This window comes from Pantoea sp. UBA4549 (assembly GCF_002387285.1).
Lineage (GTDB): Bacteria > Pseudomonadota > Gammaproteobacteria > Enterobacterales > Enterobacteriaceae > Pantoea > Pantoea borealis.
This window is the reverse complement of sequence record NZ_DGLH01000003.1, coordinates 13328-28471: the sequence shown is the minus strand read 5'-3', so window position 1 is coordinate 28471 and position 15144 is coordinate 13328. Positions and strand designations below refer to the sequence as shown.

The following is a 15144-nucleotide window of genomic DNA, read 5'->3' as shown; positions in this document are numbered from 1 at the left end:
CATTTATGCCGCCCTGGCCGCGTACATCACCTGAACCCAGGGGCGCATGAATGCGCCCCCTACGTAATGCGCCCCCTACGTAATGCGCTCCCTACGTAATGCGCCCCCTGCGTAATGCGCCTGCGTACCGTGCCAGATCCTTCGTACTGGCCGGCCTCCGGCTTTCTCAGGCATAAAATTTTTCACTGACTACACTCTACTCACCGCTGTGATAACAAAGTGTTAACGATTACATTCTAAAACTCTTTTTTTATCTGTAATTTAGAGATTTTTCAGCGTAGTCATCACTCTGAAAATGCGTTATTTTCAGCGTCGTCTGATAGGCAATATTTAAAGCGATGTCAGAAACTTGTAGGGTGCTATACCTTACTGGCGAAGAGACTGTTCCGGGCAAAAAATGCTGGATTACAGGGTTTCGGCGTGTGTAAGCGGTTACATTGATGTGATCGCCCTCACTTTTTATCGTGTACAGGTCTCTTAGCATTAATAAAAAACAAGACAAATAACTTTCGGAGGCTTTATGCCTGGTAATACTCACAAAAGCAGAACCTCAAACAAGGCGATGACCCTGTTTGTCTGCTTTCTGGCGGCGTTAGCCGGCCTGCTGTTCGGGCTGGATATCGGTGTCATCGCAGGTGCCCTGCCCTTTATCGCTAAAGATTTCAACGTCACTGCCCATCAGCAGGAGTGGATTGTCAGCTCAATGATGTTTGGCGCGGCGGTCGGTGCAATCGGCAGCGGCTGGATGTCATCGCACCTGGGTCGTAAAAAGAGCCTGATGGCCGGCTCTGTCCTGTTTGTTATCGGGTCGCTGTGGTCCGCTATGGCGCCCAACCCGGAGATGCTGATTGCTGCCCGCGTTGTGCTGGGCCTGGCTGTTGGCGTGGCTTCTTACACCGCTCCGCTCTATCTCTCTGAAATTGCACCAGAGAAAATTCGCGGCAGTATGATTTCACTCTATCAGCTGATGATCACCATCGGTATTCTGGGTGCCTACCTCTCTGATACCGCGTTCAGTGCCTCCGGAGAATGGCGCTGGATGCTGGGCGTGATCACCATCCCTGCGATTCTGCTGCTGGTAGGCGTCTTCTTCCTGCCAAACAGCCCGCGCTGGCTGGCTGCGAAAGGTAACTTCCGTGATGCGCAGCGCGTACTCGATCGCCTGCGTGATACCAGCGAGCAGGCCAAACGCGAGCTGGATGAGATCCGTGAAAGCCTGAAAGTTAAACAGTCTGGCTGGCAGCTGTTCCAGGGCAATAGCAACTTCCGTCGTGCGGTGTTCCTTGGCGTGCTGCTGCAGGTCATGCAGCAGTTCACCGGTATGAACGTCATTATGTATTACGCGCCGAAGATTTTTGAAATTGCCGGCTTCGCTAACACCACGCAGCAGATGTGGGGTACGGTGATTGTTGGTCTGGTCAACGTCCTGGCGACCTTCATCGCTATCGGTCTGGTCGATCGCTGGGGCCGTAAGCCGACGCTGGTGCTGGGCTTTATGGTCATGGCGGCCGGTATGGGCGTTCTCGGAACCATGCTGCACCTCGGCATCCACTCGCAGGGCGCACAGTACTTCGCCGTGGCGATGCTGCTGATGTTTATCATTGGCTTTGCGATGTCTGCCGGCCCGCTGATCTGGGTGCTCTGCTCTGAAATTCAGCCGCTGAAAGGACGCGATTTCGGGATCACCGTCTCGACCACCACGAACTGGATCGCCAATATGATCGTGGGCGCTACCTTCCTGACTATGCTGAACACGCTGGGCAACGCACCGACCTTCTGGGTCTATGCCGGCCTCAATCTGTTCTTTATTGTCCTGACGCTGGTGCTGATCCCGGAGACCAAAAACGTCTCACTGGAGCACATTGAGCGTAACCTGATGGCAGGGAAGAAGCTGCGCGATATCGGTCAGCAGTAATCGTCTTCTGAGTGATGAGGGCTGCCTGCGGGCGGCCCTTTTTTATGGCCGCGACAGTGCTCTGCCGCGCCAGCGCAGCGTATGGTATGCTGCGCGCCATGAAAACTTCCCGCGTACCTGTTGCCTTTCAGCAGGCGGTCATGCGATCGCTGCGGCACTTTTTGCAGCTTGCCGCACAGCGCCTTGAATGCACGTTTGATGAACCCGCGCTGCTTTATCAGCAGCGCGGCACCGCGGCGGGCACAGCCTGGCTGGAGAAGTGGGAGATCCGGCTGAACCCGGTGCTGCTGCAGGAAAACCTGCAGGCGTTCACCGATGAAGTCGTGCCGCATGAGCTGGCGCATCTGCTGGTGTGGAAGCGCTTCGGGCGCGTCGCGCCGCATGGCAAAGAGTGGAAGTGGATGATGGAGACGGTGCTGGGCGTACCGGCACGCCGTACGCATCAGTTTGCCCTGAACTCAGTGCGTACCAATACCTTCGCCTATCGCTGCAGCTGTCAGCAGCATCAGCTTACCGTGCGCCGGCATAATCGCGTGCTGCGCGGTGAAAGTGACTATCGTTGTGTCCGCTGTGGCTCACTGCTGCAGCCTGGCGAATTCAGCAACATATAGCGCGCTAATCCCATTTCCCCGCTCCGGTCATTCTGCTACCCTGCCGCCCTTTTTCGGGTATCGGGTAAATTTCTGGAATATGTCTCGCAAAACGCTGTTACTTCTTCCCCTGCTGCTGGCACCGCTTAGCGCGTATAGCCTCAGCTTCTCTTCGTTTCATCAGAATAATTTTCGCCAGGCAAAAGTGGTGGCTTCGCAAATCAATGCGGATGCGCCCGACTTCTACTGCGGCTGCACAATCAGCTGGCACGGGAAAAAAGGTGTACCGGATCTTAAAAGCTGCGGCTATAGCGTACGAAAAAATGCCAACCGCGCCGGGCGCATCGAATGGGAGCATGTGGTTCCGGCGTGGGAATTTGGCCATCAGCGCCAGTGCTGGCAGGAGGGTGGACGAAAAAACTGCGCCAAAGATCCGGTGTACCGCCGTATAGAGAGCGATTTGCATAATCTTCAGCCCGCCATCGGCGAGGTTAACGGCGACCGCAACAATTTCCAGTACAGCCAGTGGAACGGTGGCGAGCAGCCTTACGGCCAGTGTGCGATGAAAGTCGACTTCAAACAGAAACTGGCTGAACCGCCAGCCCGCGCGCGCGGCGCCATCGCGCGCACCTACTTTTACATGCGCGATCGTTATCAGCTGCGTCTCTCGCGCCAGCAAACGCAGCTGTTCAGCGCCTGGGACAAGCTCTATCCGGTCAGCGTCTGGGAGTGCGAGCGCGACAGCCGCATTGCTCAGGTACAGGGAAATCATAATCCGTATGTACAGCGCGCTTGCCAGCGCTAAAAGCGCTACCCTAAACTAGCTTATTATTTTTGCGCCGCATCACGGGATGCGGCAATAACGCTGGCAGGAACCGCATGCGTATACCCCGCATTTATCACCCCGAACCGCTCTCTGTCGACAGTGAAATCTTTCTTGAAGATGATGCCGCTAACCACGTTGGCCGCGTACTGCGCATGGGCGCCGGGCAGATGCTTGAACTGTTTGATGGCACTAATCTGACTTTTAACGCCGAAATCACCCAGGCGGATAAAAAGCGTGTAAAAGTAAGGGTTCTTAGCGGTCAGCCTGATGACCGGGAATCGCCCTTGCATTTACATCTGGGCCAGGTGATGTCGCGTGGTGAAAAAATGGAATTCACCATCCAGAAATCGATAGAGCTGGGCGTAAACGTGATTACGCCCTTGTTTTCTGAGCGCTGTGGCGTGAAGCTGGATGCAGAAAGACTGGCAAAGAAGATCCAGCAGTGGCAAAAGATTGCTATTGCCGCCTGCGAGCAGTGTGGCCGCAACCGCGTGCCGCTGATTCGGGAGGCGATGACGCTGGAAGCCTGGTGTGCAGAGGCTGATGAGGGCGTCAGACTGAATCTTCATCCGCGTGCCAGCCACAGTATCAACACCCTGCCACACCCGGTTGAACGGGTGCGGCTGCTGATTGGCCCTGAAGGGGGTTTATCTGCTGAAGAGATCGCCATGACGGCGCAGCAGGGCTTTACAGATATTTTGCTGGGGCCGCGCGTTCTGCGCACGGAAACCACTGCCCTCACCGCGATAACGGCACTTCAGGTGAGGTTTGGCGATCTCGGTTAAGGGATAATTCTGGCCGTAAAAGAGACGCAGACTACTAAACAGCACGACGCTTTCGCATGGAAGGACGTCGCTGATATCCCCTCTGAGGAGAGAATAATGATTAAGCTTGGCATTGTGATGGACCCGATTTCGTCCATCAATATTAAAAAAGACACCAGCTTCGCCATGTTGCTGGAAGCACAGCGTCGTGGCTACGAAATTCATTACATGGAGATGGGCGACCTCTCTCTGCGCGGTGGCGTGACTTACGCCCGTACGCGTCTGCTGAGCGTGGAGCAGAATGCTTCGCAGTGGTATGAGTTCGGCAGCGAGCAGACGATTCCGCTGGCCGATCTCAATGTTGTGCTGATGCGTAAAGATCCGCCTTTTGATACCGAGTTTATCTACGCGACCTATCTGCTGGAGCGGGCTGAGGAGCAGGGTACGCTGATTGTAAACAAGCCGCAGAGCCTGCGCGATTGTAACGAAAAGCTCTATACTGCATGGTTTGCGGATCTGACGCCGGATACGCTGGTCACCCGCAATAAAGAGCAGCTGCGCGCTTTCTGGCAGGAGCACGGTGATGTCATTCTGAAGCCGCTCGACGGCATGGGTGGCGCATCGATCTTCCGCGTTAAGCAGGATGATGCCAACTTTGGCGTAATTACAGAAACCCTGACCAACCATGGCCAGTTTTTCTGTATGGCGCAAAATTATCTGCCGGCGATTAAAGAGGGCGATAAGCGTGTCCTGGTCGTGGATGGCGAGCCCGTGCCTTACTGTCTGGCGCGTATTCCGCAGGGCGGCGAAACGCGCGGCAATCTTGCCGCCGGTGGTCGCGGCGAAGCGCGTCCGCTTTCTGACAGCGACTGGGAAATTGCACGGCGCGTCGGCCCCACGCTGAAAGCGAAGGGGCTGATTTTTGTTGGCCTGGATATCATCGGTGATAAACTTACTGAAGTGAATGTCACCAGCCCAACCTGCGTACGGGAAATTGAAGCGGCGTTCCCGATTTCGGTTACCGGTATGCTGATGGACGCAATCGAAAAACGTCTGGGCTGAGGACGCAGCCGGAGTGCAAACTCCCTAACCCCTTTGATACCGGCGCTGCCGCACTGGCGCCGGTTCTCTTCGGTAAATGAGTGACAATGAATTTACAGCATCATTTTTTGATAGCGATGCCCTCTCTGCAGGACCCTCTGTTCAAACGCTCTGTTGTCTATATCTGCGAGCATAATGAAGAGGGTGCAATGGGTTTGATTGTTAATAAACCGATGGAGAACCTGACGGTAGAAGGTATTCTGAAGAAACTAAAAATCACTCCGTCAGAGCGCGATCCGGCGATTAAGCTCGATAAACCGGTATTTGCCGGTGGCCCGCTGGCGGAAGATCGCGGTTTTATTCTGCACTCTGCGCAGCATACTTATGCCTCCAGTATTCGCATCTCAGACAACACCGTGATCACGACCTCGCGTGATGTGCTGGAAGCGATCGGCACAGCGCAGCAGCCGGAGAATGTGCTGGTCGCACTTGGCTACTGCGCCTGGGAAAAAGATCAGCTGGAGAACGAGCTGCTGGAAAATGCCTGGCTTACCACCCCGGCTGATACGCATATTTTATTCCATACGCCGATTGCCGGACGCTGGCGCGAAGCCGCCCGCAGTATGGGTGTTGATATTCATAATATGACCAGCGATGCGGGACACGCCTGATGCAGAATGCAACGCTGCTCGGCTTTGATTTTGGCACCAAAAGCATTGGCGTTGCCGTGGGTCAGCAGCTCACCGGCACCGCACGTCCGCTGACGGCGCTAAAAGCACAGGACGGCACGCCAGACTGGAATCTGATTGAGAAACTGCTGAAGGAGTGGCAGCCCGACTATGTGGTGGTCGGCCTGCCGCTGAACATGGACGGCACCGAACAGCCGCTGACTGCCCGCGCGCGCAAATTTGCGAGTCGCCTGCACGGCCGCTTTGGTGTACGCGTTGAGCTGCAGGATGAGCGCCTCAGTACCGTTGAGGCGCGCGCCGATCTCTTTGAGCGCGGTGGCTTTCGTGCGCTGCAGAAAGGACAGGTCGATTCTCAGTCAGCCGTGATTATTCTGCAGGACTGGTTCGAAACCCACTGACGCTGATAGCGGCGTAAAGGCGATGGATAACGTGCCGCTCAGCGAGTGTACCCGGCGCTGGCCGGGCGCACTGCTGTTGCAGCGTGACTGCTGCTTCAGGTCAGCTACCCGCTTGCCTGGTCAATAATGCCCTCCGCGCGGCGTGCCAGCTCGCTCTGCGCAAAGGTCTGCATGCCAGATTGCGCGCCGGTCTGCAGCACGCCCGGCAGCTGATGCCCTTTGCCTTCGCGGATCAGGCTGGCTACCGCAGGCGTGGCAATCAGTACTTCATACAGCGCGACACGCCCGCCCGCTTTCGCCGCCACCAGCCGCTGTGCCACTACCGCTTTCAGACTGCCCGCCAGCTGCGTACGCACCAGATTTTTTTCTTCGGCCGGAAAGACATCCACCAGACGATCAACCGCCTGCGCCGCGCTACGGGTATGCAGCGTGGCCAGCACCAGATGTCCGGTCTCAGCCGCGGTCAGGGCCAGGCGGATTGTTTCACTGTCGCGCAGTTCGCCCAGCAGTATCACGTCAGGATCTTCACGCAGCGCCGCTTTCAGCCCGTGCTGAAAAGAGAGGCAGTGCGTTCCCACTTCACGCTGCTGAATCAGCGAGCGCTGACTCCGGTGCACAAACTCGATCGGATCTTCCAGCGTGATGATGTGCCGCGCCTGCTGCTGGTTCAGCGCCTGTACCAGTGCGGCCAGCGTGGTCGACTTGCCGCTGCCGGTTGCGCCGCTGATCAGCACCAGTCCATCCTGCAGCTGCAGGAGCTGCTGCACGGCTGGCGGCAGGCGCAGCTGCGCCAGCGGCGGGATCGTCTGCGCAATCAGCCGCAGCGCCAGTGACAATCCGTGACGCTGGGTGAAAAGATTGGCACGCAGCCGTACGCCGCTGCTGAGCGTCAGGGCAAAATCAGCCTGTCCGGTAACATCAAGTTCTGACTGCTGCGCAGCGCTGAGAAACTGCGTGACAAACGTCTCCAGCCACCCGGACGGCAGCGGCAGCTGCTGCGGCACCGGTTCCAGCACGCCCTGCCGCCGCCAGTGCGGTAAATGTCCGCTGCACAGGTGCAGATCGGCGGCGTTATGCTTTACACTAAGGGCCACAATTTCATCTAAATCCATTTATTTCTCCTGACTATGACTTCCATTGAGCACAACTTACATCAGGTACGCGACCGTATCGCTGCCGCTGCCGTGCGTTGCGGCCGGGCGCCAGAAGAGATCACGTTGCTTGCGGTCAGCAAAACCAAACCTGCGAGCGCTGTCGCAGAAGCGGTTGCCGCCGGGCAGCGTGCGTTTGGCGAAAACTACGTACAGGAAGGGGTAGAGAAAATAATGGCGCTGACGGCAGAGGGCGATCTGCAGTGGCACTTTATCGGCCCGCTGCAATCCAACAAAAGCCGTCTGGTCGCTGAACATTTTGCCTGGTGTCATACCGTTGATCGCCTGCGTATTGCGCAGCGGCTTAACGATCAGCGTCCGGCGCATCTGCCGCCGCTGAACGTGTTAATTCAGGTAAATATCAGTGACGAAAACAGTAAATCTGGCATCATGCTGGAGGCTGTTCCGGCGCTGGCCGCGGCTATCGCCGCCCTGCCCCGCTTACACCTGCGCGGTCTGATGGCGATTCCTGCTCCGGAACAGGATTATGCGCACCAGCTGGCGGTCTGCCAGCAGATGGCCAGCGCGTTTCATGCGCTGCAGCACGCTTATCCCGCTATTGATACGCTCTCACTGGGCATGAGCGACGATATGGAAGCGGCGATCGCGGCAGGCAGCACCATGGTAAGAATTGGCACCGCCCTGTTTGGCGCGCGGGATTATGCGCGACCTTCACAACAATAACTGAGGAACTCCATGTTAACACTGACGTTTTTAGTCAAAACGCTGATCGATCTCTACGTCATGGTACTGCTGCTGCGTATCTGGATGCAGTGGTCGCGCTGCGATTTTTACAACCCGCTGGCGCAGTTTGTGGTGAAGATTACGCAGCCGGTGATCAAACCGCTGCGCCGCGTGCTGCCCGCTATCGGCCCCATCGATACCGCCTCGCTGCTGCTGGCGTTTGTGCTGACCACGCTGAAGTATCCGATTCTGCTGCTGATTCAGGTTGGCGCCTTCTCGGTTGATCCTACTAATCTGCTGGTGGGGCTGCTGTCGCTGCTGAAGTCAGCCGGTAATCTGGTGTTCTGGGTCATTATCATTCGCTCGCTGATGAGCTGGATCAGTCAGGGGCGCGGCCCGCTGGATTATGTGCTGGTACAGCTTACCGAGCCGCTGATGGCACCTATCCGCCGTATGCTGCCCGCTATGGGCGGTATCGACTTCTCCGCCATGATTGTGATTCTGGTGCTCTACGCGCTGAATTTCCTTGGCATGGACCTGTTCCCGGGTCTCTGGTATCTGCTGTAATTTGTTAATCTGGAACTGTTATGCAAAAAGTTGTTCTCGCAACCGGTAATCCCGGCAAGGTTCGCGAACTGGCCGGCCTGCTCGCTGATTTTGGCCTGGATATCGTGGCGCAGACTGAACTCGGTGTGGACTCAGCCGAAGAGACGGGTCTGACGTTCATTGAAAATGCGCTGCTGAAGGCGCGTCATGCGGCACAGATAACCTGCCTGCCGGCTATCGCGGATGATTCCGGTCTGGCCGTGGATGCGCTGGGCGGCGCGCCGGGCATCTACTCCGCCCGCTATGCTGGCGCAGAGGCCAGCGACCAGCAAAATCTGGAGAAACTGCTGCTGGCGCTGGAGAGTGTGCCGGATGGCGCGCGTCAGGCGCAGTTCCACTGTGTACTGGTCTATGTGCGTCACGCCGCTGACCCGGTGCCGCTGGTCTTCCACGGCAGCTGGGCGGGCGAAATTACCCGTACGGCGGCCGGTGAAGGCGGCTTTGGCTACGATCCTATCTTCTTTGTGCCGGCACTGGGTAAAACCGCGGCTGAACTGAGCAAAGAGGAGAAGCGCGCCGTCTCTCACCGGGGTAAAGCGTTAACGCTGCTGCTGGATGCGATGCGCAATGGCTGAGTTACCGCCGCTGAGCCTCTACATCCATATTCCGTGGTGCGTACAGAAGTGCCCCTACTGCGACTTCAACTCGCACGCACTGAAAGGTGAAGTCCCGCATCTGGAGTATGTGCAGCATCTGTTGCAGGACCTTGAGCAGGATCTGCCTCTGACCGCCGGACGGGAGGTGCGCACGATCTTTATCGGCGGGGGCACGCCAAGCCTGCTGAGCAGTCACGCAATGCAGACGCTGATGGATGGCGTGCGGGCACGCCTGCCGCTGGCGGCTGATGCGGAAATCACTATGGAAGCGAACCCCGGCACGGTAGAAGCCGATCGCTTCAGCGGCTATCAGGCCGCGGGGATCAATCGCATCTCCATCGGCGTGCAGAGCTTTAGCCCGCAGAAGCTGGAGCGGCTGGGGCGTATTCATGGCCCGCAGGAGGCGAAGCGCGCCGCCGAACTGGCCGCCGCGCTTGGGCTGCGCAGTTTTAATCTGGACCTGATGCATGGTCTGCCCGACCAGTCGCTGGAAGAGGCGCTGGACGATCTCCGGCAGGCGATTGCGCTTAACCCGCCGCACCTCTCCTGGTATCAGCTGACCATTGAGCCGAACACGCTGTTTGGTTCCCGACCGCCGCAGCTGCCGGATGATGATGCGCTGTGGGATATCTACGAGCAGGGACACCAGCTGCTGACGGCTGCCGGCTATCAGCAGTATGAAACGTCAGCCTACGCGAAACCGGGCTATCGCTGTGAGCACAACCTCAACTACTGGCGCTTCGGGGATTACCTCGGTATCGGCTGCGGTGCACACGGCAAGCTGACGCAGCCTGATGGTCGCATTGTGCGGACGGTAAAAACCCGACACCCGCGTGGCTTTATGAAGGGCAACTACCTTGATAAACAGCATGAGGTGGCAAACGAAGATAAGCCGTTTGAGTTCTTTATGAACCGGTTCCGGCTGCTGGAAGCGGCACCGCGCGTGGAGTTTCAGCGCTATACCGGGCTGGATGAGCAGGCGATCCGCGCGCAAATGGATCAGGCTATCGCCGCAGGCTATGTCACAGAGAGCGCCAGCGAGTGGCAGATCACGGAGAAGGGCAAACTCTTTCTGAACTCGTTGCTGGAACTGTTTATGTAATCAGAGCGGCCCGGTGGCCGCTCTTGCTTTACTTGTTAATACTTTTCACCAGCGTTTTACGCTGATTTTCCAGTGCGATGACCCGGTTACAGACCTCATGGCCAAAGTTCTGGAAATCCCGCTCCTGGTTATTCCACTCCGTCTGAATCGACTGCTGCAGCCCCCCCAGGTTGCCCATCAGCGCCTGCAGTGGATTACCACCGCTGGTCGCCTGCTGCGTGCCCATCTCATTCAGGCTATCCTGCAGTACGCCACCCAGCGTGCTCTGTACCAGCTTCTGCCCGTCAGCGCGCACCTGGTTTATCGCCTGATGGTGAAACGTCAGGCCATCCTGGCGCTGCTCAATGATGCGGTTCATTTGCTGTTTCAGCTGGCCATCCAGCGTGGTCAGGCGGTTGCGTACGTTGCTGTCGCTGCCCAGCTTCTCAACGATCACGTTATCCAGTGCGGCGCGTCCGCGCTCAAGGCGCGTTTTTGCGCCGCTGTTGACCCACGGTAAATCACGACGCAGTGCATTCTGGTAATCAATCGCCTGCTGACGTGCCGCATTATCAACGCTGACTGCTTTGCCGTTAAAGGTGACATCACCCTGGGGAGTTATCGTGAGATTGCCGTTGCTGCCGACAACCTGAACGCTTTGCGCGGTGATCACCACATCATCCTGCGGGTTAACGCTGCACTGGTAGTCAGCGTGTGCCTGCGCGGCGGTCACCAGCAGCGCAGCAAAAAGAGCCTTACGAATCATGAAATCTCCTGAATATGCTGTGCGGGGTGAGTATTGTGCGGTCAATGGCGCGGTCGCCATGAATGGTGACCCTGCGGCACATTACATCACAGGGGGCGCATTAATACGCCCCTGGTGCAGTGTTTCAACGGGCGCCATTAATGGCGCCCCTACAGGTTTTGCGTGCCGGCGCGATGTTCCAATGGCGACCCGGCGGCACATTACATCGCAGGGGGCGCATTACATCACAGGGGGCGCATTAATGCGCCCCTGGCGCAGTGCAGTACAGGGTGCGCAGAAATGCGCACCCGCATGTCGCACTACAGCTTAGTCCCACCAGACGTCGAAGAGTTCCGTTATCTGGATATCAGACAATTCACGCCCTTCCAGCCACTTGCGCACCTGCTCACGGTGCTCATCGGTGCACTTTCCGGTCTGCTGCAGGCAGACCAGACCTTCCCACACCAGATAGCCGCTGCCGTCATAGGCCAGACCGTTTGGATCGATCACCTCAGTGATAAACTGATCCAGCGTGGCATCAATCTGCTCTTCAGTGGTTCCGTCGGCAAAACGCCATGCTACGGAGAAACCCAGTTCCTGAAACTCATCAATATGCAGTTTCTTACGTAAACGACGACTACGCTGTACGGCCATTATTTTACCCTCTCAAACATCAAATCCCACACGCCATGGCCCAGTCGCTGCCCGCGCTGCTCAAATTTAGTCAACGGACGCGTCTCAGGACGCGGCACGTAATCCTGGGTGGCTGACTGATTAACGTAACCCGCCACGCTGTTCATGACTTCCAGCATATGAGTAGCGTAATCTTCCCAGTCGGTGGCCATATGGAATACGCCGCCGAGCTTCAGCTTGCGCTGAACCAGCTCAGCAAACGGCGCCTGCACAATACGACGTTTATTGTGACGCGCTTTATGCCACGGATCGGGGAAGAAAAGCTGCACCATGCGCAGGGAGTTATCCGGGATCATATGCTCCAGCACTTCTACCGCGTCATGACACATGACCCGCAGATTCTCTACGCCCGCTTCTTTTGCCGATGCCAGGCAGGCACCCACGCCTGGCGCATGCACTTCAATGCCCAGGAAATTCTGCTGCGGGTTGTTTTGCGCCATGGTCACCAGTGAGGCACCCATACCAAAACCGATCTCCAGCACCAGCGGTGCGTCGCGCCCGAACAGCGCGGTCATGTCCAGCGGCGCGGGCTGATACTCCACGCCCATCACCGGCCAGTATTGATCCAGCGCGAGCTGTTGACCTTTCGTTAACCGCCCCTGGCGGCGTACGAAGCTGCGGATACGGCGCAGCGGCCGCCCGTTTTCATCAAATTCCGGAGTGATGACGTCATTTATCATGTTGAAGCCTGCTGGTTAGCCTGTTCGGGGAAACGGGCATTATGCAAAGTTAAAGGTCAGAAGCAAGCCTTTGCAATCTTCCGGTTTACACCCCTGACGCTCTGTGCTGCAATTCCTGCCTGATTGTAGAGTAAACACGGAAAATTTCCTTCATATGATGCAGGCGTCGCAATTCGCGCAACAGGTGCTGAAGTGGTATGACCGCTTTGGCCGTAAAACGCTGCCGTGGCAGCTGGAAAAGACGCCCTACAAAGTGTGGCTTTCAGAGGTCATGCTGCAGCAGACGCAGGTTGCCACGGTAATCCCCTATTTTGACCGTTTTATGGCACGTTTTCCCACCGTGCGCGATCTCGCTGCCGCGCCGCTGGATGAAGTGCTGCATCTCTGGACCGGCCTCGGCTACTATGCGCGGGCGCGCAACCTGCATAAAGCGGCTAAACAGGTCGTGGATCAGCACGGCGGTGAGTTCCCGCCGGACTTCACGGCAATTGCTGCCCTGCCGGGCGTGGGTCGCTCGACCGCCGGGGCGATCCTTTCACTGTCGCTTGGCCTGCATTTTCCGATTCTGGATGGCAACGTCAAACGCGTGCTGGCGCGCTGTTACGCAATCGGTGGCTGGCCTGGCAAAAAAGAGGTCGAAAAGCAGCTGTGGCAGATTAGCGAAGCAGTGACGCCAGCGCAGGGTGTCAGCCAGTTTAATCAGGCGATGATGGATCTCGGCGCGCTGGTCTGCACCCGCTCGCGACCAAAGTGTGAAATCTGCCCGCTTAATAGCGGCTGTGAAGCGTATGCCAGCCAGAGCTGGGCTGACTATCCGGGCAAAAAGCCCAAAGTCACTCTGCCGGTACGCAGCGGCTGGTTTTTGCTGATGCAGGATGGCGATAACGTCTGGCTGGCGCAGCGTCCGCCGGTGGGACTGTGGGGCGGTCTTTACTGTTTTCCCCAGTTTTCCAGCGAGGATGCACTGCGGGAGTGGCTGACACAGCACGGTATCACCGGCGATCCTCAGCCGCTCACCGCATTTCGCCATACCTTCAGCCATTTCCATCTGGATATTGTGCCTATGTGGCTGGCAGGGCCATCCGCGGGGTCGCTGATGGATGAAGCTGGCGGTCTCTGGTATAACTTAGCGCAACCACCGTCAGTGGGCCTTGCTGCCCCGGTAGAGCGTTTACTGCATGAATTACGCCATCCGCAGCAACTGTCACTGTCATCGCGCGCGATTAAAGAGGAAGAGTAATGAGCCGCACTATTTTTTGTACCTATCTGCAGCGTGACGCTGAGGGCCAGGATTTTCAGCTCTATCCCGGTGAGCTGGGCAAGCGCATCTATAATGAGATTTCTAAAGAAGCCTGGCAGCAGTGGATGTCGAAACAGACCATGTTGATCAACGAGAAAAAGCTCAACATGATGAATCCGGAAGATCGCAAAGTGCTGGAAAAGGAGATGGTCAATTTCCTGTTTGAAGGCAAAGATGTGCATATCGAAGGTTTTACCCCGCCAGAAAAATAACCGTTCCGGGCCTTCCTTTGAGGCCCGCTTTTTTGAGTCAGGCACAGATTCACGATGAATAAAAAACTGATAGCCCTGCTGGCGATCGCGCCGCTATTGATCTCCTGCTCCGGACAAAAAAAATCGCAGTATCACGAAGAGTGGGTGAAAGATACCAACGGCTTTGACATTCTGATGGGGCAGTTTGCCGCCAATATTGAAAATATCTGGGGCATTAATGAAGTCCTCATCGCCGGGCCGAAAGATTATGTGAAGTACAGTGACAGCTACTACACCCGCAGTCACATTAACTTCGACAAAGGTAGTATCACGATTGAGACCATCTCCGGTACCGATCCCATGGCCAGTCTGCGTCAGGCGATCGTCACCACCCTGCTGATCGGCGACGATCCGGGTAATGTCGATCTCTACTCTGACGCCAACGATATTAAGATCAGTAAAGAGCCGCTGCTGTATGGCCAGGTGCTGGATAATACCGGTCAGCCCATTCGCTGGCAGGGGCGCGCCGCCAGCTTTGCGGACTACCTGATCCAGAATAAACTGCAAAAACGCACCGCCGGGCTGCATGTGATCTGGTCGGTAACCATTCCTATGGTGCCAAACCATCTCGACAAGCGTGCGCATAAATATCTGCCGATGGTACGCAAATCTGCTGAGCAGTATGGTGTCGATGCCTCACTGATTCTGGCGATTATGCAGACTGAGTCGAGCTTTAACCCCTATGCGGTCAGCCACGCTGATGCGCTGGGGCTGATGCAGGTGGTGCAGCATACTGCCGGCGTTGATGTCTTCCGCATGAAAGGTAAATGGGGCAAGCCGAGCCGCAGTTATCTGCTGGACCCGGAAAACAACATCGATGCCGGTACGGCTTATCTGTCGCTGCTGCAGAAAAGCTATCTGGGCGGCATTCAGGATCCCACGTCGCGCCGTTATGCGGTGATCACCGCGTATAACGGGGGAGCCGGCAGCGTACTGCGCGTCTTCTCCAGCGATAAAGATCGCGCATTCTCGCGGATCAACGGCATGTCGCCAGCCGATGTCTATCAGACGCTGACCACCAGCCACCCCTCCGCCGAGTCGCGCCGTTATCTCTACAAAGTTAATCAGGCGCAGCGCAGCTATCACCGCTATTAAGTGCCGGATCGTCGCGCCCTGCCCGATTGGGTCAGGGCG

At 56.9% G+C, this 15144-nt stretch carries 18 protein-coding genes; 14 read left to right on the top strand and 4 right to left on the bottom strand.

The annotated features are described in order from the left end of the window. Positions 1-520: 520 nt before the first annotated feature. The 7 genes from B3041_RS00755 (at position 521) to ruvX (ending at position 6223) form a co-directional block, all read left to right on the top strand. Positions 521-1915, top strand: coding sequence for a sugar porter family MFS transporter (locus B3041_RS00755; protein WP_065648236.1), 1395 nt, complete (start codon positions 521-523; stop codon positions 1913-1915). 98 nt (positions 1916-2013) lie between these two features. Further along, a complete protein-coding gene (locus B3041_RS00750) occupies positions 2014-2526 on the top strand; it encodes a SprT family zinc-dependent metalloprotease (RefSeq protein ID WP_139074173.1) in 513 nt (170 codons plus the stop codon). Positions 2527-2605: 79 nt separating this feature from the next. After that, complete coding sequence (gene endA, locus B3041_RS00745) at positions 2606-3310, top strand: deoxyribonuclease I (RefSeq protein ID WP_292968529.1); 705 nt, start codon at positions 2606-2608, stop codon at positions 3308-3310. Positions 3311-3384: 74 nt separating this feature from the next. After that, positions 3385-4116 carry a 16S rRNA (uracil(1498)-N(3))-methyltransferase gene (gene rsmE, locus B3041_RS00740; RefSeq protein WP_065648234.1) on the top strand — a complete coding sequence of 244 codons (732 nt, stop codon included), beginning with the start codon at positions 3385-3387 and terminating at the stop codon, positions 4114-4116. A gap of 96 nt (positions 4117-4212) precedes the next feature. Beyond that, positions 4213-5157: a glutathione synthase gene (gshB, locus tag B3041_RS00735; protein WP_039380084.1), complete on the top strand. Its 945-nt coding sequence runs from the start codon at positions 4213-4215 to the stop codon at positions 5155-5157. An 86-nt stretch (positions 5158-5243) separates the two neighbouring features. Further along, complete coding sequence (locus B3041_RS00730; RefSeq protein ID WP_065648233.1) at positions 5244-5807, top strand: YqgE/AlgH family protein; 564 nt, start codon at positions 5244-5246, stop codon at positions 5805-5807. Next, positions 5807-6223: a Holliday junction resolvase RuvX gene (ruvX, locus tag B3041_RS00725; protein WP_065648232.1), complete on the top strand. Its 417-nt coding sequence runs from the start codon at positions 5807-5809 to the stop codon at positions 6221-6223. Before B3041_RS00730 ends, ruvX begins: the two co-directional genes overlap by 1 nt. 104 nt (positions 6224-6327) lie before the next feature. Here the strand turns inward: ruvX and B3041_RS00720 are convergent, their stop codons facing one another. Beyond that, entirely contained in the window at positions 6328-7335 is a 1008-nt protein-coding gene (locus B3041_RS00720) for a type IV pilus twitching motility protein PilT (protein ID WP_292968526.1), read from the bottom strand. A 15-nt stretch (positions 7336-7350) separates the two neighbouring features. Here B3041_RS00720 and B3041_RS00715 point away from each other — a divergent pair, with 15 nt between their 5' ends. From B3041_RS00715 to hemW, 4 genes are read left to right on the top strand one after another with little or no spacing between them, the layout of a single operon-like run. Further along, positions 7351-8058, top strand: a complete 708-nt coding sequence (locus tag B3041_RS00715) for a YggS family pyridoxal phosphate-dependent enzyme (RefSeq protein WP_292968525.1) — start codon at positions 7351-7353, stop codon at positions 8056-8058. A gap of 12 nt (positions 8059-8070) precedes the next feature. After that, positions 8071-8625, top strand: a complete 555-nt coding sequence (locus B3041_RS00710; protein ID WP_065648229.1) for a YggT family protein — start codon at positions 8071-8073, stop codon at positions 8623-8625. A gap of 20 nt (positions 8626-8645) precedes the next feature. Beyond that, the gene (gene rdgB / locus B3041_RS00705) at positions 8646-9239 is read left to right on the top strand and encodes an RdgB/HAM1 family non-canonical purine NTP pyrophosphatase (protein ID WP_292968523.1); all 594 of its coding nucleotides are present in this window, start codon (positions 8646-8648) and stop codon (positions 9237-9239) included. Beyond that, entirely contained in the window at positions 9232-10362 is a 1131-nt protein-coding gene (hemW, locus tag B3041_RS00700) for a radical SAM family heme chaperone HemW (RefSeq protein ID WP_292968521.1), read from the top strand. The genes rdgB and hemW overlap by 8 nt, the downstream gene beginning before the upstream one ends. Before the next feature lie 28 nt (positions 10363-10390). Here the strand turns inward: hemW and B3041_RS00695 are convergent, their stop codons facing one another. The 3 genes from B3041_RS00695 to trmB form a co-directional block, all read right to left on the bottom strand. After that, a complete protein-coding gene (locus B3041_RS00695; protein WP_292968519.1) occupies positions 10391-11107 on the bottom strand; it encodes a DUF2884 domain-containing protein in 717 nt (238 codons plus the stop codon). A 306-nt stretch (positions 11108-11413) separates the two neighbouring features. Further along, complete coding sequence (locus B3041_RS00690) at positions 11414-11740, bottom strand: YggL family protein (RefSeq protein ID WP_292968517.1); 327 nt, start codon at positions 11738-11740, stop codon at positions 11414-11416. Continuing rightward, positions 11740-12459: a tRNA (guanosine(46)-N7)-methyltransferase TrmB gene (trmB, locus tag B3041_RS00685; RefSeq protein ID WP_065648224.1), complete on the bottom strand. Its 720-nt coding sequence runs from the start codon at positions 12457-12459 to the stop codon at positions 11740-11742. The genes B3041_RS00690 and trmB overlap by 1 nt, the downstream gene beginning before the upstream one ends. 154 nt (positions 12460-12613) lie before the next feature. Between trmB and mutY the strand changes: the two genes are divergently transcribed. The 3 genes from mutY to mltC are packed head-to-tail and all read left to right on the top strand — an operon-like array spanning position 12614 to position 15105. Continuing rightward, positions 12614-13699 carry an A/G-specific adenine glycosylase gene (gene mutY, locus B3041_RS00680; protein WP_292968516.1) on the top strand — a complete coding sequence of 362 codons (1086 nt, stop codon included), beginning with the start codon at positions 12614-12616 and terminating at the stop codon, positions 13697-13699. Continuing rightward, positions 13699-13971 (top strand): oxidative damage protection protein, encoded by a 273-nt coding sequence (locus tag B3041_RS00675; RefSeq protein WP_039380106.1) that lies wholly within the window; start codon positions 13699-13701, stop codon positions 13969-13971. Before mutY ends, B3041_RS00675 begins: the two co-directional genes overlap by 1 nt. 54 nt (positions 13972-14025) lie before the next feature. Then, a complete protein-coding gene (gene mltC, locus B3041_RS00670) occupies positions 14026-15105 on the top strand; it encodes a membrane-bound lytic murein transglycosylase MltC (RefSeq protein WP_065648222.1) in 1080 nt (359 codons plus the stop codon). Positions 15106-15144 lie beyond the last annotated feature (39 nt).